15 protein-coding genes are annotated in these 19,582 nt (G+C 72.1%); 5 read left to right on the top strand and 10 right to left on the bottom strand.

The genetic code is table 11. From position 1 onward, the window contains the following. Window positions 1–71: 71 nt before the first annotated feature. The 3 genes from ACLB9X_RS27830 (at window position 72) to ACLB9X_RS27820 (ending at window position 4,949) form a co-directional block, all read left to right on the top strand. Window positions 72–962: an NAD(P)-dependent oxidoreductase gene (locus tag ACLB9X_RS27830; RefSeq protein WP_410363170.1), complete on the top strand. Its 891-nt coding sequence runs from the start codon at window positions 72–74 to the stop codon at window positions 960–962. Window positions 963–1,115: 153 nt separating this feature from the next. Next, window positions 1,116–2,000 carry a glycoside hydrolase family 19 protein gene (locus ACLB9X_RS27825; protein WP_410363169.1) on the top strand — a complete coding sequence of 295 codons (885 nt, stop codon included), beginning with the start codon at window positions 1,116–1,118 and terminating at the stop codon, window positions 1,998–2,000. 177 nt (window positions 2,001–2,177) lie between these two features. Then, window positions 2,178–4,949 carry a hypothetical protein gene (locus tag ACLB9X_RS27820; protein ID WP_410363168.1) on the top strand — a complete coding sequence of 924 codons (2,772 nt, stop codon included), beginning with the start codon at window positions 2,178–2,180 and terminating at the stop codon, window positions 4,947–4,949. A gap of 10 nt (window positions 4,950–4,959) precedes the next feature. Here the strand turns inward: ACLB9X_RS27820 and ACLB9X_RS27815 are convergent, their stop codons facing one another. Then, window positions 4,960–5,361 carry an ATP-binding protein gene (locus ACLB9X_RS27815; protein ID WP_410363167.1) on the bottom strand — a complete coding sequence of 134 codons (402 nt, stop codon included), beginning with the start codon at window positions 5,359–5,361 and terminating at the stop codon, window positions 4,960–4,962. Between the two features lie 114 nt (window positions 5,362–5,475). Here ACLB9X_RS27815 and ACLB9X_RS27810 point away from each other — a divergent pair, with 114 nt between their 5' ends. Further along, window positions 5,476–6,300, top strand: a complete 825-nt coding sequence (locus ACLB9X_RS27810) for a Scr1 family TA system antitoxin-like transcriptional regulator (RefSeq protein ID WP_410363166.1) — start codon at window positions 5,476–5,478, stop codon at window positions 6,298–6,300. Next, window positions 6,297–6,539, top strand: coding sequence for a DUF397 domain-containing protein (locus ACLB9X_RS27805; protein WP_410363165.1), 243 nt, complete (start codon window positions 6,297–6,299; stop codon window positions 6,537–6,539). The genes ACLB9X_RS27810 and ACLB9X_RS27805 overlap by 4 nt, the downstream gene beginning before the upstream one ends. On the opposite strand, the gene hemB is transcribed toward ACLB9X_RS27805, so the two are convergent. The 9 genes from hemB to ACLB9X_RS27760 form a co-directional block, all read right to left on the bottom strand. Then, window positions 6,520–7,524, bottom strand: coding sequence for a porphobilinogen synthase (hemB, locus tag ACLB9X_RS27800; protein WP_410363164.1), 1,005 nt, complete (start codon window positions 7,522–7,524; stop codon window positions 6,520–6,522). The two genes, ACLB9X_RS27805 and hemB, sit on opposite strands and share 20 nt — an antisense overlap. Window positions 7,525–7,585: 61 nt before the next feature. Beyond that, on the bottom strand, window positions 7,586–8,467 hold the full coding sequence (locus ACLB9X_RS27795) for a class I SAM-dependent methyltransferase (RefSeq protein WP_410363163.1): 882 nt from the start codon (window positions 8,465–8,467) through the stop codon (window positions 7,586–7,588). A 292-nt stretch (window positions 8,468–8,759) separates the two neighbouring features. Further along, window positions 8,760–11,978: an FG-GAP-like repeat-containing protein gene (locus tag ACLB9X_RS27790; protein ID WP_410363162.1), complete on the bottom strand. Its 3,219-nt coding sequence runs from the start codon at window positions 11,976–11,978 to the stop codon at window positions 8,760–8,762. Window positions 11,979–12,262: 284 nt separating this feature from the next. After that, window positions 12,263–13,303, bottom strand: a complete 1,041-nt coding sequence (locus tag ACLB9X_RS27785; protein WP_410363161.1) for an SPFH domain-containing protein — start codon at window positions 13,301–13,303, stop codon at window positions 12,263–12,265. Between the two features lie 3 nt (window positions 13,304–13,306). After that, a complete protein-coding gene (locus ACLB9X_RS27780) occupies window positions 13,307–13,738 on the bottom strand; it encodes an NfeD family protein (RefSeq protein WP_410363160.1) in 432 nt (143 codons plus the stop codon). A gap of 260 nt (window positions 13,739–13,998) precedes the next feature. Beyond that, window positions 13,999–15,660, bottom strand: a complete 1,662-nt coding sequence (locus ACLB9X_RS27775; protein ID WP_410363159.1) for a uroporphyrinogen-III synthase — start codon at window positions 15,658–15,660, stop codon at window positions 13,999–14,001. Beyond that, on the bottom strand, window positions 15,657–16,616 hold the full coding sequence (gene hemC / locus ACLB9X_RS27770; RefSeq protein ID WP_410363158.1) for a hydroxymethylbilane synthase: 960 nt from the start codon (window positions 16,614–16,616) through the stop codon (window positions 15,657–15,659). Before hemC ends, ACLB9X_RS27775 begins: the two co-directional genes overlap by 4 nt. Further along, window positions 16,613–18,664, bottom strand: a complete 2,052-nt coding sequence (locus tag ACLB9X_RS27765) for a glutamyl-tRNA reductase (RefSeq protein ID WP_410363157.1) — start codon at window positions 18,662–18,664, stop codon at window positions 16,613–16,615. The genes hemC and ACLB9X_RS27765 overlap by 4 nt, the downstream gene beginning before the upstream one ends. Next, window positions 18,661–19,386 carry a redox-sensing transcriptional repressor Rex gene (locus ACLB9X_RS27760; RefSeq protein ID WP_410363156.1) on the bottom strand — a complete coding sequence of 242 codons (726 nt, stop codon included), beginning with the start codon at window positions 19,384–19,386 and terminating at the stop codon, window positions 18,661–18,663. The genes ACLB9X_RS27765 and ACLB9X_RS27760 overlap by 4 nt, the downstream gene beginning before the upstream one ends. Window positions 19,387–19,582: the final 196 nt, after the last annotated feature.

Raw genomic sequence — 19,582 nt, 5'->3', positions numbered from 1 at the left:
TACCAGTTGGTGCGTATCTGACTTTTTAGTCGGTACTTGTCCGGCCGTCCGGGCCCGACAAGGATCGTGGCATGCCTTCGACATCTGAGAACCCCCAGGTCAGCCATGTCTCCGTGCTGGGCCTCGGCATGATGGGCGCCGCCCTCGCCGCCGCCCTCCTGCGCGCGGGCCACTCCGTCACCGTGTGGAACAGGACCGCCGCGAAGACGGGCCCGCTGGTCGTCCAGGGCGCGCTGCCGGCCGCCACGGTCGCCGACGCGGTGGCCGCGAGCCCGCTCGTGATCGTGTGCCTGACGACGAACGACGACGTGCGCGAGGCGCTGGCGCCGGCCGACCTCAGCGGCACGGTGCTGGTCAACCTCACCAACGGCACGCCCGCCCAGGCCCGCGACATCGCGGCGTACGCGCGGAAGCAGGGCGCGCGCTACCTCGACGGCGGGATCATGGCCGTCCCGCAGATGATCGCGAGCCCGGCCGCGTACGTCCTCTACAGCGGGGACGAGCAGGCGTACGAGACGCACCAGCCGGTGCTCGCCGCGTTCGGCGGCACGAAGTGGGTCGGTACGGACCCCGGTCGCGCCGCGCTGCACGACCTTGCGCTGCTGACCGGCATGTACGGGATGCTCATCGGCGTGACGCAGGCCCTGGCGCTGGTCCGCTCGGCGGGCGTCACCGCGTCGGACTTCGCGGGACCGCTGCACGCCTGGGTCTCCGCGATGCTCGACGGCGTCGTGCCGGGCATCGCGGAGGCCGTCGACTCCGGTCAACACCTCACGGACGTCTCCAGCCTCGCGGTCAACCAGGCCGCCTTCCCGAACCTCATGGCCACCTACGGCGAACAGGGCGTCAGCACCGAGCTGTTCGAGCCGTTCCAGAGGCTCCTCGACCGCTCGATCGCCGAGGGCCACTCCGCCGACGGCCTGTCCCGTCTCGTGGAACTCCTGGCGGCCTCGGGCGCCTGACCCGCCTCTGTGAAGTTACCGACGGTTCTCATTGGTCTATACCTTGACTCGATCATGACATAGCGCTTGAGTGTGGGGACAGCCCCCCACCGCGGCTCGCCCGGAGTCAACTACCGCTCCAGGGCGAGCCGTTGCGCTCAAAGGAGTGATCGAGTGCTGAGAACACGCCTCGCGGCCCTGCTCGCCGCGGTCCTCATGGCCACCGGCCTCGCCGGGGTCCTGACGCCGTCCGCCACCGCCGCCTCGCCGTGCGACACCGCGCCCAACTGGCAACAGGGCGCCTGGTACACGACTGGCAACGTTGTCAGGTACAACGGCGCCTACTACATCGCCGAGCACGACAACCCGGGTTACGACCCGACGATCAGCACCTGGTACTGGGACCCGTACAACTGCGGCGGCTCCACGCCCGCGCCGTCCGGCTTCGTGGTGAGCGAGGCCCAGTTCAACCAGATGTTCCCGAACCGGAATTCCTTCTACACCTACAGCGGCCTCACCGCGGCCCTGAGCGCCTACCCCGGCTTCGCCAACACCGGCAGCGACACGGTGAAGAAGCAGGAGGCGGCCGCCTTCCTGGCCAACGTGAGCCACGAGACCGGCGGGCTCGTCCACATCGTCGAGCAGAACACCGCCAACTACCCGCACTACTGCGACTGGAGCCGGCCGTACGGCTGCCCGGCCGGCCAGGCGGCGTACTACGGTCGCGGACCCATCCAGCTCAGCTGGAACTTCAACTACAAGGCCGCGGGCGACGCGCTCGGCATCGACCTGCTGAACAACCCCTGGCGCGTGGAGCGCGAGGCGGCCGTGGCCTGGAAGACGGGCCTTTGGTACTGGAACACCCAGACCGGCCCCGGCACCATGACCCCGCACAACGCCATGGTCAACCAGGCGGGCTTCGGCCAGACCATCCGTTCCATCAACGGCTCCCTGGAGTGCGACGGCAAGAACCCGGCGCAGGTCCAGAGCCGCGTCAACAACTACCAGCGGTTCACCCAGATCCTGGGTGTGTCCCCGGGCGGCAACCTGTACTGCTGACCGTCCCGCCACCTCACGAACGGGCCGCGGCCCCGGGAGCACACACGCCCCGGGTCCGCGGCCGCTCCATGCGCACGCGACGGCAGAGGCAACCCGGAGGATCTTCCCTCCGTCCTCCGGAGTCGAGAGGGCCCGGCGCCAAACGGGCGCCCGGCCCACGGGGTTGAGGAGGGACCGTTGATACGTGCCCGAAGGATATGGGCCACCGCGACCGCGGTGCTCATGGCGGTGGGGGTGTCGCCCGCCGTGGCGCACGCCGGACCACAGCCGACCGGCGTCCGGCCCGCCACGGCGGCGAACAACGCGGGCGAACTGCCGCCCGGCTGGCGCATCGTCGACGACAACGGCGTGAGCGCCCTCGAATGGCGCTCCCCGCGGCCGGTGCCACCGGGCGACGCGCGGGTGGAGTTCCACGCCGACGGCGGCATGGTCGGCGCGCCCGTGCCGGGGGAGGACGGACGGACCTTCCGCCTGCCCCTCGACGACGCGCGGACCACGGACCTGACGGACCTGCGCGTGCTGGCCGGCGGCCGCCGCCTGGACCGGGAGGCCGACGCCCCCGACGGACGTTCCGCGCGGGCCGCCAAGCCGCCCACCGAGCTGCCCGCCGGGTCCGTCGACCCGGGAAAGCCCGGCACGTACCGCACGGCCACCGGCGAGTACGCCCTGGACCCGGTCCGTCTGCCCGGCTTCCCGGCCCCGGTCGAGATGCGCGCGGTCGTGGTCGCGCCGAAGGGCGCCACCGGCAAGCGCCCCGTCGCGCTGTTCCTGCACGGCCGGCACGCCACGTGCTACGTCCCGGGCAAGGACGACGACGTGACGATCGACTGGCCCTGCGCCGAGGGCGTGAAGCCGATCCCGAGCCACCGGGGCTATCTGCGCGACCAGAAGCTGCTGGCCTCCCAGGGCTACGTGACCGTGTCGATCTCCGCGAACGGCGTCAACGGCCAGGACGGGGACGTCGACGACGGCGGCGCGCAGGCACGTTCGTCCCTGGTCCGGATGCACCTGGCCCGGTGGGCCGACTGGGCCGACCGCCCCGCCACGGCCCCCCGGGTCGTCCGCGACGCGCCGAAGCCCGATCTCTCCCGCGTCCTGCTCGTCGGGCACTCGCGCGGCGGCGAGGGCGTCAACCGCGCGGCCATGGACAGCCTTTACCCCGCCCCGCCCGGCCAGGACGGCTACCGCGGCAGGGTGCGCTGGCACATCCGCGGCACCGTGCTCATCGGCCCCACGATCTTCGGTCACAACCCGGTGCCCGACGTGCCGTCGCTGACCATCCTGCCGGGCTGCGACGGTGACGTCTCCGACCTCCAGGGCCAGGTGTACGCCGACGGCACCCGCGGCGTCAGCCGCGGCAAGGCCCTGCACAGCGCGGTCTACATGGTCGGGGCGAACCACAACTACTTCAACAGCGAGTGGACGCCGGGCCAGGCCCAGGCACCCGCGGACGACGACTTCTGGCCCGACCCCGAGCGGCCGGACCCGGTCTGCTCGCCCGGCACCGCGACCCGGCTCACCGCGGACCAGCAGCACCGGGCGGGCGCCACCTACATCGCCGCCGCCGCACGGCTGTTCGTCGCCGGCGACGACCGGGTGCGCGAGCTGCTCGACGGCACGGGCCGCCGGGCGCCCTCCGCCGACCCCGCGCGGGTGCTGACCCACGCCGTCGGCGCGAACCGCGGTGCCGGGTTCCTGCCGGACGGCTCCGTGCGGGTGACCGGCGGACGGCTGTGCTCCGCGATCGACCCGGAGCCGCGCACGGCGTGCCTGGGCCCGGACGCCGGCGGCACCTCGCCGCACTTCGCCCACTGGCAGCCCGAACGCGAGACCGGCCGACGCGCGGTGGCCCTGCGCTGGTCCGCCCCCGGCTCGCCGGTCACGGTGCGCCCCGGCAAGCCGCTCTCGGTCAAGGGGGCCAAGAGCCTCGCGCTGCGCGTCTTCGTGCCGCCGAACACCACCGGGACGCAGCTGGACGTCTCCGTCACCGACGCCTCCGGCAAGCGGGCCGGCCTCGGCCGTGTCCGCGTGGACGGGCTCCCGGGCAGCGATCGCACCGCCTCCTACTGGGCCCGTGAGGTCCGCGTACCGCTCACCGCGGCCGCCCGCGCCGGTCTCGACCTGCGCCGCGTCGCCGCCCTGGAGTTGACCCCGCGCACCGCGTCGGGGCGTGCGTGGCTGATGGACGCGTGGGCCTGGAGCCCGGGCACACCCGCGGTGCGGGAGGCCCCGCTGACCCGGGTCGACATCGGCCGCCTCAAGGCCAAGGAGGGCGACTCGGGCGTCCGCACGTACCAGGTGCCCGTCCGCGTGTCCGGCAAGGGCGGCGGCACCGTCCGGCTCTACGTCCTCGACCCGGCCACCGGCCGGGCGCAGGACCGGCTGGTCACCGTCCGGCCCGGCAGCGGCGGCATCGACGTCCCGGTGAAGGTGGCGGGCAACAAGCGGTACGCCTGGGACGTGACCCACGACGTGCTCGTGAAGGCCGTCACCGGCACCGTCGTCGGCTCGCACGCCGGCGGGGTCACCGTGGAGAACGACGACCCGATGCCGAAGATCACGGTGAAGCCCCTCGCCGACCGGGTGACCGAGGGCAAGCCGCTGAAGTGGCAGGTCACGCTGTCCGCGCCCGCCGACGTCGAGCTGTCGAAGACGATTCAGTTCGCGCCAGTCCCGGGCCGACCGGAGCTGTCCGTCAAGGACGTCGACCGGCAGTGGCTGCTGGACCTGATCGGCGAGGTCCCCGACGGTGAGGTCCCGCTGTCCCAGCTGGAACACGCCTACCTCTGGGCGTCCGTACCGGCCGGGAGCACCACCGCGGAGGTGCACGTGCCCACGGTCCGCGACCAGGTGACCGAGTCGGCGGAGTACGTGGGCCTTCAGCCCACCGACGACGAGGGACAACCTCAGGGCCCGGCCCTCACCGGCACGGTGCTCGACGCGTCGTAAGGCGCCCGGTTCACGGCCGCGCGAACTCGCACCACACGACTTTGCCGGGTTCGCGCGGCCCCACGCCCCACCCGTCGGCCAGCGCGGCCACCAGCAGCAGGCCGCGCCCCGACTCCCCGTCCGGGGCGCGCCTGTGCGGCTGCCCGTCGCCGCTGTCGTGCACCTCGACGCGCAGGGCGGTCCCCTGCGCGTACAGCCACATCCGCAGCAGGTAGCCGCGCCCCGGCGGTACGCCGTGCACCAGCGCGTTGGTCGCGAGCTCGCTCACGCACAGCGTGACGTCGTCGGCCCCCGCACCCCACTCCCACGCCGTGAGCGCCTGGCGGGCGAACTGCCGGGCCGCCGCGACGGATCGGCGCTCGCGTCGGCAGAACAGCTCGCGCAGGTCCTCGTGTTGCATCGTCTTGTCCACGGGGACGAGCGTCGCGGGGCGTGACGATGCGGCAGCAGATCGTCGACCCGTACATTTCTTTTGTACGGGTCGGTGAGGCGTAACGTACGGACGGGGTCGGGCAGTTCACCTGGTATGCACCCCAGGAGACGACATCGCAAGAACGCCACGGCGATGCGGATGGTCGGCCGCCAGCTCGCCCGCTTCCGCGAGGCCGCGGGCCTCACCCAACGCGAGCTCGCGGCCGAGTTCAACTGCGGCGAGGAGACCGTCGCCTCGATCGAACAGGGCCGTCGTCCACTGAAGCCGGACCTCGCGCAGAGACTCGACGACCGCCTCGACACGAAGGGCGCGCTGTCGGTCGCGCTGGAGCACATGCCGGAGGTGGACCTGATCCCGGCGTGGGCGGAGGAGTACATGGACCTGGAACGGGAGGCCATCGCGCTGTCCTGGTACGACAACCAGGTCGTCCCGGGCCTGCTCCAGACCGAGCGCTACGCGCGCGGGGTCTTCCGCAGCCGGGTGCCCGCGTTCACCGCGGACGAGATCGAGACCCAGGTCACCGGACGTGTCGCGCGCCAGGAGATCCTGTCGCGGACGCAGCCGCCGACGATCAGCTTCGTGATGTGGGAGGCGATCCTGAGGGACCGCATCGGCGGCGACGAGGTGTACGTGGAGCAGTTACGCCATCTGCGGTCCTGCGCCGAACTGCCGGACGTGTCACTGCAGGTGCTGCCATTCGGCCGCAACAGCCATGCCGGGCTCGACGGCCCGTTCACCTTGCTGGAAACCCCCGACCACCAGCTCGTCGGCTACACCGAGAGCCAGCGCGGCAGCCAGATGATCTCCGACCCTGACGAGGTCAGCATCCTGGCCCGCAAGTATGCGATGCTGCGGGCACAGGCCCTCAACCCCGAAGACAGCGCGGGCCTGTTGGACCGGCTGCTGGGAGAACAATGAACACCGCACTGAAGTGGTTCAAGTCCAGCTACAGCGGTAGCGAGGGCGGGCAGTGCCTCGAAGTGGCCTACGACTGGCGCAAGTCGAGCCACAGCGGCAACCACGACGCCGCCTGCGTCGAGATCGCCGCGCACCCCGCCGCCGTCCATGTCCGCGACTCCAAGACGGCCCCCGGCGGCCCGGTGCTCAGTCTCGCACCGGCCGCCTGGGAGTCCTTCATCAGCGACCTGAGCCGCTGATCCGCTGGGCGACCTCCGTCGCCCAGTACGTAAGGATCATGTTCGCGCCCGCGCGCTTGATCCCGAGCAGTGTCTCCGCGATGGCCTTCTCCCGGTCGATCCAGCCCTTCTCGGCGGCGGCCTCGACCATCGCGTACTCGCCGCTGATCTGGTACGCCGCGACCGGCACGTCCACCTCGGCCGCGACGCGCGCCAGGACATCGAGGTAAGGCCCGGCCGGCTTGACCATGACCATGTCCGCGCCCTCCTCCAGGTCGAGCGCCAGCTCCCGCAGGGACTCCCGGACGTTCGCCGGGTCCTGCTGGTAGGTCTTGCGGTCACCCGTGAGCGACGAGCCGACGGCCTCGCGGAAGGGGCCGTAGAAGGCGGAGGAGTACTTCGCGGTGTACGCGAGGATCGACACGTCCTCCTTGCCGATGGTGTCCAGCGCGTCGCGGACGACGCCGATCTGGCCGTCCATCATGCCGCTGGGGCCGACGACGTGGACGCCCGCGTCGGCCTGGACCTGGGCCATCTCGGCGTAACGTTCCAGCGTGGCGTCGTTGTCGACCCGGCCGTCGGCGTCGAGGACGCCGCAGTGGCCGTGGTCGGTGTACTCGTCCAGGCACAGGTCGGACATGATGACGAGCTCGTCGCCGACCTCGGCCCGCACGTCCCGGATGGCGACCTGGAGGATGCCGTCGGGGTCCGTGCCCGCCGTGCCGAGCGCGTCCTTCTTGGCGTCCTCCGGGACCCCGAAGAGCATGATCCCGGCGACGCCCGCCTCGCGCGCCTCGACGGCTGCCTTGCGGAGGGTGTCGCGGGTGTGCTGCACGACGCCGGGCATGGCCTGGATCGGCACCGGCTCGGAGATGCCCTCGCGGACGAAGGCGGGAAGGATCAGGTCGGCCGGGTGCAGCCGGGTCTCGGCGACCATGCGTCGCATGGCGGGAGTGGTCCGGAGCCGCCGGGGGCGGGCACCGGGGAAGGATCCGTACGCAGTCATACGTGCCACGCTACGCCCGCTCGGGGCGGGCAATTACCGACACCGCGTCGGCGGTCCCGGGCTACGGACGCGTCGCCGTGACGACCCAGGCGGCGGAGTCGTAGCGGACGCCGTCGGGCGTCGCGTGGGCCTCGATATCGGCGCGCAGGGCGGCGAGTGCCCGGGCGCGGCCCGCCTCGTCGAGGTCGTCGACCATCCACGCGAGCATGCCGGAGACGAAGGCGAAGGCGTGGTCGGGGGTGCGGCCGAAGATCATCGGGAGGTCGAAGTCGTCCAGGTGGGGCGTACGGAAGCCGGCGGCGAGGAGCCGTTCGCGGACCACGTCGGGGTCGGACAGGGAGAACGGGCCGGGGGCGTCCGGGGGCGGGGTGCTCAGCTCGCGCCCGGCGGCGAGGGCGGTGGTGAACGACCGGAACCACTCGTTGCGGGAGACGTCCTGCCAGACGAGCAGCACGAGCCGGCCGCCGGGTCGCAGGGCGCGCGCGATGTTGCGGAAGGCGGCCACGGGATCGGCGAAGAACATGGCACCTGCGCGGCTGATCGCGACGTCGAAGGACGCCTCGTCGAAGGGGTAGGTCTGCGCGTCGGCCTGTTCGTGGCGGACGCTGTCGAGCCCTTCGCGCTCCGCCTCGCGACGGGCGACCCGCAGCATCGGCCCGGACAGGTCGACGCCGAGCACGGGCCCGCCCGCGGTGAGACGTGCGGCGGCGCGCGAGGTCAGCCCGGCCCCGCAGCCGATGTCCAGGACCCGCTCGCCGCGCTGGAAGTGGGCCGCGTCCAGAAAGGGCTGCTGGTAGGCGTGGACCGCCCGGTCGAAGTCGGCGGCGTGCTCCGCCCAGTACGTCCCTTCGTCACCGTCCCACGCCCGCGCCTGCTCGGCGTTGGAAGGATCGACATGCACAGTCCCGGAGCCCATCACCGTCACCCACTCCTGTCGCACCACCCGTGCTTCCGGTGTACGCCTCGGCCGGCGCGGCCGCCAACGCTCGCGGGCGGATGCCGCTGTGCGGGGTGTCGCCCCGGCTCCGAGACGGGGTTCCGCCCGGGCCCGCGGGCACCATGGCGGTGACAAGGGCCGAGGTGGTCCGGGCCGATTCGTTTGGATCACTCCGGCCGGCCGAGGTCGGGTTGTCGTCGTCCTCCGCCCACCGTAGAGGGCGCACAGGCCGGCCCCACGAAAGGAGTGCGCCGTCGGCGCAGTGACTGCGCCGACGGCGACTCCCTTCACTTCCGCGTCAGAACAGGCCCTTGAATCCGTTCCAGCCACCGGTGCCGATCAGCACCCGGCCGCCGTAGGTACCGGCCCCGGTGGAGGCGTACCGCCACAGCTTCCCTGCGGTGTCCCGCGCCAGCAGATCGGCGCGTCCGTCACCGGACAGGTCACCGGTCCCGACGAGAGCGGAGTAAACGCCCCACCCGCCGCCGACCCGCACCCGCGTGGTCACGCCACCGGTGGAGGTCCCGTAGTACCGCCACAGCACACCGGCGGAGTCGACCCCGAGCAGGTCGCCCCGCCCGTCCCCGTTCAAGTCCCCGGCCCCGGCGATCCTCTTGTACAGCTTCCAGTTGGTTCCGATCCGCATCCGCGACTTCAGCCGGTGATCGGCAGTACCGGCGTAGAAATACATGTCACCCGTGGACGCCTGACGGGCAACCAGGTCGACGAACCCGTCCCCGTTGACATCGCCGGACGACGTCAGCTGGTCGTACTGCCCCCAGCCGGACCCGATCAGCGTGTAGGGCGACGAAGCGGAGACGATCTTTCCGCAGCCTGGCCGATACGCCCGCAGCTGGTCCCCGACCCGCACGAGCACGTCCCCGCATCGGTCGCCGTTCACGTCCCCGAAGGGCACGAGGACGGAGTTGGCGGCGAACTTGTCGCCGGATCCGGCGATACGGGAGGACAGCGCGCCCGTACCCGTCCCCCGGTACAGCGACACGGCCCCGACGGAGTCCGTCACCAGCAGGTCACCGAACCCGTCGTCCCCGGCCATGTCCCGCCACACGGGGGCACCACCACGCACGGCCAGGGTCCCGGACACCGCGAGATCGGCCCCCTGCCCGTCGGCCGGCCTGACGGCCAGGCTCCACGTGTAGGCCCCGTTGACGACGAGCTTCCCGCTCGCGTCCTTCCAGTCCCACGACGGCGCGACCAGACCACGGGCCTCGCCCCCGGTCAGGGTCCGCACGACCTTGCCGGTCGCCTTGTGCCTCAGCACCAGCGACCACGAGGCCCCCGGCTTCGACAGCCACCACCGCGGCTTCCAGGCCCCGGCCTCGATGCCGGCGGCCGGGATGTCGGTGTCGATGACGGCGATCCGGGAAGCGGGGACGCCCGACGGGACGATCCGCACCCGCCGGTCCTCGCCCGTGTAGGCGACGTGACCGCCGAAGCGGTCGACGGTCCACCCGGACCGGCGGTCGGTCCGGTCTCCGAGCTCGGCGGCGGTGGCGACCACCCGCTGGGGCAGGTCCGCCTCCTTGCCGCTGACCGGGAAGCCGCCGTGCAGGTCGACGAGGGTGAGGCCGGCCGCGTCCGAGTGGCGGACCAGGTAGCCGTCACCGAGGAGCGTCCGGTCGGCGCCGAGCCTCAGGGAGCGCTTGGCCTGCCGGTCGTATACGCCGGCGCCCTTGAAGTCGTGCCAGTAGTCGCTGCACCGCCAGTACACCCACCGGCCGACGGCCTGGAGGTCACTGGGGACGCAACCCGCGTCGAAGGACTCGCCCGCGACACCCGTCGACAGGTTCTTCGCCGCCACTTGGGTCGGCACGCCCGAGCTGGTGTCGTCCCACCGGCCGACGGCGCTCCACAGCGTGTTGCCCCAGACGGAGGACGCAACCGGCTGCCGCTTCAGGAGCACGCTGCCGGTGTCGGTGTCCTTGAAGTGGAGGACCGCCTGCTCACCGCCCCACGCTTGGTTGACGACACCGAACCGGCCGGAGAGGTCGACGAGCTGCGGGCTTCCGAGCCCGGAGGTCACCCTCGGGCCCCAGGCGGCGGCGCCGTTCCGGTAGAGCAGGGTGACGTCCTGCTCGGTCGAGGCCTTGCGGCCGTGGTGCCCGTCGCCGCTCGCGAACATGGTCACGCAGTAGACGCCTTCGGAGCGGCTGCAGTCGTCGTCCCGGCCGGACACGAGGCCGTCGACGGTCGTGTTCAGCTCCTCGGGACGGCCGGAGGTCTTCAGCCAGGTGCTCCGGTAGCCGCCGATGTAGGTGCCGGGGCTGTAGTACTGCGAGTCGTCGGCCGTGGTGAGGATGCCGCTGCCCAGTGAGATGCCGGCCGGCTTGGCCTCCCGGTCCTCGATGTCCGCGAGGCGCTTGCGGGTGACGCCGTCCCCGGCGGGAGTGAAGAGGTAGTACCCCCAGTCGAGTGCGCCGTAGGTGGTGTTCTCCTCCGCTCCGGCCACCAGGAGCGAGCCGTCGGGCGTGCGGTGCACCGAGGGGGAGGCGACGGCCAGCAGGGAATGCCGGCTCCCCGCTGCGCTCAGGACGAGATCGTTGCCCCGGTACTCGCTGTCGCCGGGGTTGGGCGGGGTCACGGTGACGAAGTTGTCGGCGAAGGGCCGGACGACGTCGTTGTACGAGGCCACGTCCCGCAGGTCGAGGGTGGTCGGCTCCGCGTCCAGGTCGTCACGGCGGTACACCTGGGCGGCGTAGCTCGACGGGGCGCCGAGGTGGAAGACGGTGTCCCGGTCGAAGGAGACGCTCTCACCCTGCGTGGAGAGCGCCTTCAGGCTGCCGGTGGCGAGGTCGACGACCCACCACCCCTGGGACATCGTGCTGTCCTCCCACTTGATGCCGCGGACGGCGACGGACCGGGCGTCGCCCTCGCTGATGGAAAGGTTCCACCCTTCCGGCAGGCCCTCCAGCCTTCGGTCCCGCACCTGGCCGTTCTCCAGGTGCAGGAGGTGCAGGCTCGTCACGGCGTTCGCGGCACCGGTTCGGGTGATGACGGTGTCGCCGTACGTCGCGACGTACGTCTGGCCCTCCGGGATCGCGACCGTGGCCGACGGTCCGCCGCCTGCCCGCTGCTGGAGCGTCACGTGCGGGGCCGGGGATTCCGCGTAGAGGGCGACGGTGTCGGAGCCGTGGCCGAAGTCCGCCGGGTACTTCGTGAAGCGGAACTCGTCCACGTCGTAGGCGAGCGGCTCGGGCAGCCGGTGGTCGAGGATGGTTGTCGCACCGGTGGCGTAGTCGATCCAGCGGAGACGGTCGTCACCCTCCTGGGCGGTGAGGAAGCCGGTCTCGCCGGCGTTCAGGACGATAGTGGCGCGGGGCACGAAGCGTGCGCCCGGGCTGATGACGACGGGATCGGCGGACGCGCCGCGGACCTCGGCGACGGCCGTCCCCGCGGCGGTGCCGATTCCGGCGGTCACGGCAAGCGTGACGGTGAGAGCGATACGGCCGAGCGCGCGCTGGTGGCGCGTGGCCCGCCTGTTCAGCGGACGAATCACGAAAAAGTCCCTCCCCAGGGCATTCGACGCAGGGGGGGCGCTTGTGGAACCGCCGCTCGTCCCTGCGCGAGCAGGCCGACAGTAGCAGGAGGGATCACCGCAGGACATCCGGTTTCGAACCCGTTCAACGGCTCCCGTTGAACCAAACCCTCGTCCTCCGCACGCGCACGGTCACCGACGTCCATTCGGGGCCCGCGTACAAACCACATGAGCTGATCAGGAGCCGGACCGGCCCTCCCATGTCAGACAGCAAAATCTGCTGTGAGTACTAGCCGGTCCGGACTTCACCCGTCGGGGCCATGAGGGAGGGCGCCGGAGGTGGCGCCATCGGCCCCGGCCGCGTCGGCGAGGGCCTCGGCCGCGGCCTGCGCTGCCTGTGCCGCGTCGTCGGCGGCGACGTCGGCGGCCTTGTCGTCGAAGGTCTTCTCCCGGGTCGCCGGTGACCGCGGCAGCGCTTCACCGAAGGCGCGGGAGACACCCTGGAGTGCGGAGGTGACCTCGCTGGGGATCATCCAGAAGGTGCTGCCCGCGCCTTGCGCGAGCTGGGGCAGCGTCTGGAGGTACTGGTAGGCCAGCAGCTTGGGGTCGGGGTCATTGCGGTGCACGGCCTGGAACACCTCGTCGATGGCCCGGGACTGGCCCTCCGCCTTGAGGATCTCGGCGGTACGGTTGCCCTCCGCCCGAAGGACGGCGGCCTGCTTGTCGCCCTCAGCGGTGAGGATCTGTGCCTGGCGCTGACCCTCGGCACCGAGGATCGCGGCCCTCTTGTCCCGTTCGGCCCGCATCTGCTTCTCCATGGCGTCCTTGATGGACTGCGGGGGGTCGATGGCCTTGATCTCCACCCGGTTGACCCTCAGCCCCCACTTGCCGGTGGCCTCGTCCAGCACGCCACGGAGCTGGTTGTTGATGGTGTCACGCGAGGTGAGCGTCTTCTCCAGGTCCATCGATCCGACGACGTTGCGCAACGTGGTGACGGTGAGTTGCTCGACCGCCTGGAGGAAGTTCGCGATCTCGTAGGCCGCCGCTCGCGGGTCGGTGACCTGGAAGTAAATGACGGTGTCGATCTCGACGACCAGGTTGTCCTCGGTGATGACCGGTTGCGGTCTGAAGGACACGACCTGTTCCCTCAGGTCGATGGCGGGATGGACGCGGTCGATGTAGGGGACGACAAGGTTGAGGCCGGGTTGCAGAGTGCGGTGATAGCGGCCGAGCCGCTCGACGTTGCGCGCGCGTGCCTGCGGCACGATGCGTACCGCCCGCACCACGGTGAAGACGGCGAGGAGCGCGACGAGCAGACCGGCGACGAGGAGCGCCGAAGCTTCCATGGTTCACTCCCGGGGGTGGACGAGCGCGGTGGCGCCGCTGATCTCCATGACGTCGACGGTCGTTCCAGGAGGGATCACCAGCGTCTCGTCATAGGCGCGGGCCGTCCATTCCTCGCCTCCGATGCGCACCCTGCCGCTCCGGGCCGTCACTTCCGAGACGACGTAGGCCGCCCTGCCGACCAGAGCCTCGACGCCGAATCGCTGGGCCCCGGGCCGGCGCACGTGGCGCAACGCGATGGGACGCAGGAACAGCAGGCTGACCGTGGCGACGACGGTGAACACCACGAACTGCAAGGGCAGCGGAAGTCCGACCGCGGCGAATCCCGCCGTGACCAGCGCGGCCCCGCCCAGCATTCCGAGCGCGGCAGTGAGCGTGAAGATCTCCACCACAGCCAACACCGCCGCGGTGATCAACCAGATCAGCCATGGATCCATCGGCAGCCCTCCTGACCGGTGCGGGGTGGGCGCTGGACGGGCTGTGGCCGCCTGGTTTGCCGGTACGGGACGCATTCCTGCCGGATGGCCGGACCAGAAGGAGCCCCGCCGATACGAACGCCCCAGGCGACTGCTTGACCCCTTCAGGGTAATTTAATCCGCCCTGAAGGGCGGGCTACGGCCGCGGGCCCCGGGGCAGAGCACCGGTGACGCGAAGGGGCGGGCGGGGATACACCCTGCCCGCCCCACACGCACAGGCGTCAGGTCGTCGTACGCCGCCGCCGTCCGCCGGGCCGCCGCTCCGACGGGCGCGTCACGTGCTCGCCCGCCTCCACGGCGGCCGCCCGCCGCCGTGCGCCGAACTCCGCCAGCGCCTCGGCCAGCTTGTGCACCGACGGCTCGGGCGACAGGACGTCGACCCGCAGCCCGTGCTCCTCCGCGGTCTTCGCGGTCGCGGGGCCGATGCAGGCGATCACGGTCACGTTGTGGGGCTTGCCCGCGATGCCGACGAGGTTCCGCACGGTCGACGACGACGTGAACAGCACGGCGTCGAAACCGCCGCCCTTGATCGCCTCGCGCGTCTCCGCCGGCGGCGGCGAGGCACGCACGGTCCGGTAGGCGGTCACGTCGTCGACCTCCCACCCGAGTTCGATCAGGCCCGCGACCAGCGTCTCGGTCGCGATGTCGGCCCGCGGCAGGAAGACGCGGTCGATCGGGTCGAAGACCGGGTCGTACGGCGGCCAGTCCTCCAGCAGACCGGCCGCGGACTGCTCACCGCTCGGCACGAGGTCCGGCTTCACGCCGAAGTCCACCAGCGCGGCCGCCGTCTGCTCGCCGACCGCGGCGACCTTGATCCCGGCGAAGGCGCGGGCGTCGAGACCGTACTCCTCGAACTTCTCCCGCACGGCCTTCACCGCGTTCACCGAGGTGAAGGCGATCCACTCGTAGCGTCCGGTCACGAGTCCCTTGACCGCGCGCTCCATCTGCTGCGGCGTACGCGGCGGTTCGACCGCGATCGTCGGGACCTCGTGCGGCACCGCGCCGTAGGAACGAAGCTGGTCGGAGAGCGAGGCCGCCTGCTCCTTCGTCCGCGGCACGAGCACCTTCCAGCCGAACAGCGGCTTGGACTCGAACCACGCGAGCTGGTCGCGCTGGGCGGCGGCGCTGCGCTCACCGACCACGGCTATGACCGGCTGGTGCCCCTCGGGCGAGGGCAGCACCTTCGCCTGCTTCAGCGTCTGCGCGATGGTGCCGAGGGTCGCGGTCCAGGTGCGCTGGCGGGTCGTCGTGCCGGCGACGGTGACCGTCAGCGGGGTGTCGGGCTTGCGGCCCGCGGCGACCAGTTCGCCCGCCGCCGCGGCGACGGTCTCCAGCGTCGTGGAGACGACGACCGTGCCGTCACTCGCGCCGACCTCGGTCCAGCACCGGTCGGTCGCGGTGCGGGCGTCGACGAAACGGACGTCCGTGCCCTGCGCGTCGCGGAGCGGGACACCGGCGTACGCGGGCACGCCGACGGCCGTCGCCACACCGGGCACGACCTCGAAGGGGATGCCCGCGGAGGCGCACGCGAGCATCTCCCGGCCGGCGTCGGTGTCCAGGCCCGGGTCGCCGGTCACCGCACGGACGACCCGCTTGCCGCCCCGCGCGGCCTCCATGACAAGATTGGCCGCATCCCTGAGGACCGGGATCCCGGCGGATGCTGACGCGTCGTCAACGATCGTCAGCTCAGGCGTGCTCACGCCTGCCCGTGCATGTCCGCGCACGACATCGAGGACAGCGGGCTCGGCGATCAGCACGTCCGCGCCGGCGAGCGCCTCGACGGCGCGCAGGGTCAGCAGACCGGGGTCGCCGGGACCGGCACCCAGGAAGGTGACGTGCCCGTGTGCCGCGAGGGCCGGAAGGTTCGAGGTGGTGGGGCTCAAAGTGCTCGCTCCCCCATAAGACCGGCCGCACCCTTGGCGAGCATCTCGGACGCGAGTTCGCGACCGAGCGCGATGGCGTCGCCGTGCGACGTGGGTACGGGACCGGTGGTGGACAACTGCACCAGCGCGGAGCCGTCGGGCGTGCCGACGACCCCTCGCAGGCGCATTTCGGTGGCATCCTGGCCGTCGCCCAACAGGTCGGCCAGCGCACCCACGGGTGCGGAGCAGCCGGCCTCCAGGGCGGCGAGCAGGGAACGCTCGGCGGTCACGGCGGCCCGCGTGTGCGGGTCGTCGAGTCCGGCGAGCGCGGCGGCGAGGTCCGCGTCGGCCGCGGAACACTCGATCGCCAGGGCCCCCTGGCCGGGGGCGGGCAGGACGAAGTCGACCGACAGGAAGTCGGTCACCTCGTCGATCCTGCCGATGCGGTGGAGTCCGGCAGCGGCGAGCACGACGGCGTCGAACTCCCCGTTCCGTACGTATCCGATCCGGGTGTCGACGTTTCCGCGGATCGGCACGGTCTCGATGCGCAGCCCGTGGGAGCGGGCGTACGCGTTCAGCTGCGCCATGCGGCGCGGCGAACCGGTGCCGACGCGGGCGCCGTCCGGCAGCTCGTGGAAGGTCAGCCCGTCCCGGGCGACCAGCGCGTCGCGCGGGTCCTCCCGCTCGGGGGTCGCGGCCAGCGTCAGACCCTCGTGCGGCGTGGTGGGCAGGTCCTTCAGCGAGTGGACGGCGAAGTCCACGTCGCCGCGGAGCAGCGCGTCGCGCAGGGCCGCGACGAACACGCCCGTGCCGCCGATCTGCGCCAGGTGCTCGCGGGAGACGTCCCCGTACGTCGTGATCTCGACGAGCTCGACGTCGCGGCCGGTCAGCCGGCGCACCGCCTCAGCCACGTGCCCGGACTGGGCCATGGCGAGCGTGCTGCGCCTGGTCCCGAGCCTCAGTGCCCTCTCGGTCATACTCGCCCTCGGTTCTTGACGTCTGCGTCATTCAGGTCGGCCCGGCTGACGGAGGCGACCGTCTCCGGGTCGAGGTCGAAGAGGGTCCGCAGCGCGTCCGCGTACCCGGCGCCGCCGGGCTCGCTGGCCAGCTGCTTGACCCGCACGGTGGGCGCGTGCAGGAGCTTGTCCACCACGCGGCGCACGGTCTGGGTGATCTCGGCGCGCTGCTTCTCGTCGAGGCCGGTGAGTCGGCCGTCGAGGCGGGCCATCTCGCTGGAGACCACGTCGGCGGCCATGGTGCGCAGGGCGACCACGGTCGGGGTGATGTGGGCGGCGCGCTGGGCCGCGCCGAAGGCGGCGACCTCGTGCGAGACGATCGAGCGGACCTGGTCCACGTCGGCGGCCATGGGCGCGTCGGCGGACGCCTCGGCGAGCGACTCGATGTCCACGAGCCGTACGCCGGCGAGGCGGTGGACAGCGGCGTCGATGTCCCGGGGCATGGCCAGGTCGAGCAGCGCGAGCCGGAGGGGGCCGCCGCTCCGGGCGTGCGGCACGGTGGCCGTGCGAGGGGCGGCGGGGCGGGTGCGGGATGCGTTGTCGACCCAGGCGCCGTGCAGCACGAGGGAGTCGTCGAGCCCGACGGGGCACTCGGAGCCTGGGGCAACGTCCACGCCGCCGAAGACCGCGCTGTCGCCCGGCGACGCCGCCGGCCCGTCCGCGCCGGCCCGGCCCGCGCCGGGGGCGGCTGCGTACTGGCCGACGCCCGCCTGGTCGGCCGTGGTCGCCTCGTTCATGTCGGTGCCGGGCAGGCCGGCGGCCGCACCCAGGTCCCGGCCGGCCGGCGCACCGCCGGTGACGTCCGTGTGAGACGCAGCCTCACCGGTCGCGTCGCGGGCAACCGCGCCCACGGGCCGGTCCGTAACCGCTCCAAGGTGCGGCGTGTCAGCGCCGAAGGGGCCCGTACCCGCGCGCTCGGCACCGACGGGGTCGCCGGCGCGGTCCGCGGGGACGGGGCGGGAAGCCCGGTCCCCGCCGGGCACGATTCCGGTGCGGTCGGTACCGGCGGCGTCGTCGGGCCGGTCGGCGGGCTTGGGCGAGGGGACGGCCAGGTCGTCCGCGCCGCCGGGGAGTTCCGTCACGCGGCCGTCGCGGGCCGCCACCGCGGCCAGGCGGGAGACCACGCTGCCCTCGGGGGCGCGCAGGTCCCTGCCGGGAGCGGCGTCCGGCACCACGTGCTGGGCGAGCGCCGTCGCGACCGCTTCGGCCGTCAGGACCAGACCCGTCGCGCCGGTGCAGGAGACGGCCACGTCGGCACGTGTCAGTTCGTCGGCGACGGACGCCATCGGCACCGCGTGGGCGCGCACGCCGCCCGACTCGGACAGGGCCGCGGCCAGCCGCTCCGCGCGCTCCGTCGTCCGGTTGGCGATGACCAGGTCGCGTACGCCCAGGCGCGCCAGCGTCGTCGCGGCGAGCGACGACATGGAGCCGGCGCCGATCACCAGGGCCCGCTTGTCCGCGGCCCATGCCTCTACGGGCTCGCCGGCGGCGAGCTGTTCGAGGCCGAAGGTGACGAGGGACTGCCCGGCCCGGTCGATCCCCGTCTCGCTGTGGGCACGCTTGCCGACGCGCAGCGCCTGCTGGAACAGGTCGTTGATCAGCCGTCCGGCGGTGTGCAGCTCCTGGCCGCGGGCGAGGGCGTCCTTGATCTGGCCGAGGATCTGACCCTCGCCGACGACCATGGAGTCCAGGCCGCAGGCCACCGAGAAGAGGTGGTGGACGGCCCGGTCCTCGTAGTGCACGTACAAGTAGGGAGTGAGCTCCTCGAGCCCGACCCCGCTGTGCTGGGCGAGCAGCGTGGACAGCTCGGCGACACCGGCGTGGAACTTGTCCACGTCCGCGTACAGCTCGATGCGGTTGCAGGTGGCGAGGACCGTCGCCTCCGTGGCGGGCTCCGCCGCGAGGGTGTCGTGCAGCAGCTTGACCTGCGCATCGACGGACAGCGATGCGCGCTCCAGGACGCTGACGGGAGCGCTGCGGTGGCTCAGACCGACGACGAGGAGACTCATACCGGCATCACGGCGGGCATGTCCCCGTCGGGTCCCTTCCGGCCCGTCGTCTCGGCCTCCTCGCCGGCCTTCCGCTGCTCGTGGAAGGCGAGGATCTGCAGCTCGATCGAGAGGTCGACCTTGCGCACGTCGACGCCGTCCGGCACGGACAGCACGGTGGGGGCGAAGTTGAGGATGGAGCTGACGCCGGCCGCGATCAGGCGATCGCACACCTGCTGGGCGGCGCCGGCGGGCGTCGAGATGACGCCGATGGAGACCCCGTTGTCCCGGATGATCTTCTCGAGCTCGTCCGTGTGCTGGACGGGGATGCCCGCGACGGGCTTGCCGGCCATGGCCGGGTCGGCGTCGATCAGGGCGGCGACGCGGAAACCGCGGGAGGCGAAGCCGCCATAGTTGGCGAGGGCGGCGCCGAGGTTACCGATACCGACGATGACGACCGGCCAGTCCTGCGTCAGCCCCAGCTCGCGGGAGATCTGGTAGACGAGGTACTCGACGTCGTAGCCGACACCCCGGGTGCCGTACGAGCCGAGGTACGAGAAGTCCTTGCGCAGCTTCGCGGAGTTGACGCCCGCGGCGGCGGCCAGCTCCTCGGAGGAGACCGTGGGCACGGACCGCTCCGAGAGCGCCGTCAAAGCGCGCAGGTACAGCGGAAGCCGGGCGACGGTGGCCTCGGGGATTCCTCGGCTACGGGTCGCCGGTCGGTGATTTCGGCCAGTTGCCACGGTGCTCCTGCGGGATGAGCGAGGCTGCAGGCGGCCGTGTGTCCCAAGACCGCCCCGTCGAATGCAGGCTATGTCTTTGTGAACGCGTGCACAAAGATTGTGTCCACTTTGTCCGTGCAAAGTGACCGGGCTCACGCGATCCGGTGGCCGAATCCTGGAACCGTGGACCACCCCGGTCCGTTGGGGCGCCAAAGGG

The organism is Streptomyces sp. 5K101 (genome assembly GCF_046506645.1).
Lineage (GTDB): Bacteria > Actinomycetota > Actinomycetes > Streptomycetales > Streptomycetaceae > Streptomyces.
The sequence above is the reverse complement of the archived record's forward strand: the minus strand, read 5'-3'. Positions and strand labels throughout refer to the sequence as shown.

Excerpts from the sequence above, each read along its gene's own strand:
- ACLB9X_RS27785 (WP_410363161.1), bottom strand. The coding sequence starts at position 13,303 with ATGGAAGCTTCGGCGCTCCTCGTCGCCGGTCTGCTCGTCGCGCTCCTC.
- hemC (WP_410363158.1), bottom strand. The coding sequence starts at position 16,616 with ATGACCGAGAGGGCACTGAGGCTCGGGACCAGGCGCAGCACGCTCGCC.
- ACLB9X_RS27765 (WP_410363157.1), bottom strand. The coding sequence starts at position 18,664 with ATGAGTCTCCTCGTCGTCGGTCTGAGCCACCGCAGCGCTCCCGTCAGC.
- hemB (WP_410363164.1), bottom strand. The coding sequence starts at position 7,524 with ATGACTGCGTACGGATCCTTCCCCGGTGCCCGCCCCCGGCGGCTCCGG.
- ACLB9X_RS27830 (WP_410363170.1), top strand. The coding sequence starts at position 72 with ATGCCTTCGACATCTGAGAACCCCCAGGTCAGCCATGTCTCCGTGCTG.
- ACLB9X_RS27810 (WP_410363166.1), top strand. The coding sequence starts at position 5,476 with ATGCACCCCAGGAGACGACATCGCAAGAACGCCACGGCGATGCGGATG.
- ACLB9X_RS27780 (WP_410363160.1), bottom strand. The coding sequence starts at position 13,738 with ATGGATCCATGGCTGATCTGGTTGATCACCGCGGCGGTGTTGGCTGTG.
- ACLB9X_RS27805 (WP_410363165.1), top strand. The coding sequence starts at position 6,297 with ATGAACACCGCACTGAAGTGGTTCAAGTCCAGCTACAGCGGTAGCGAG.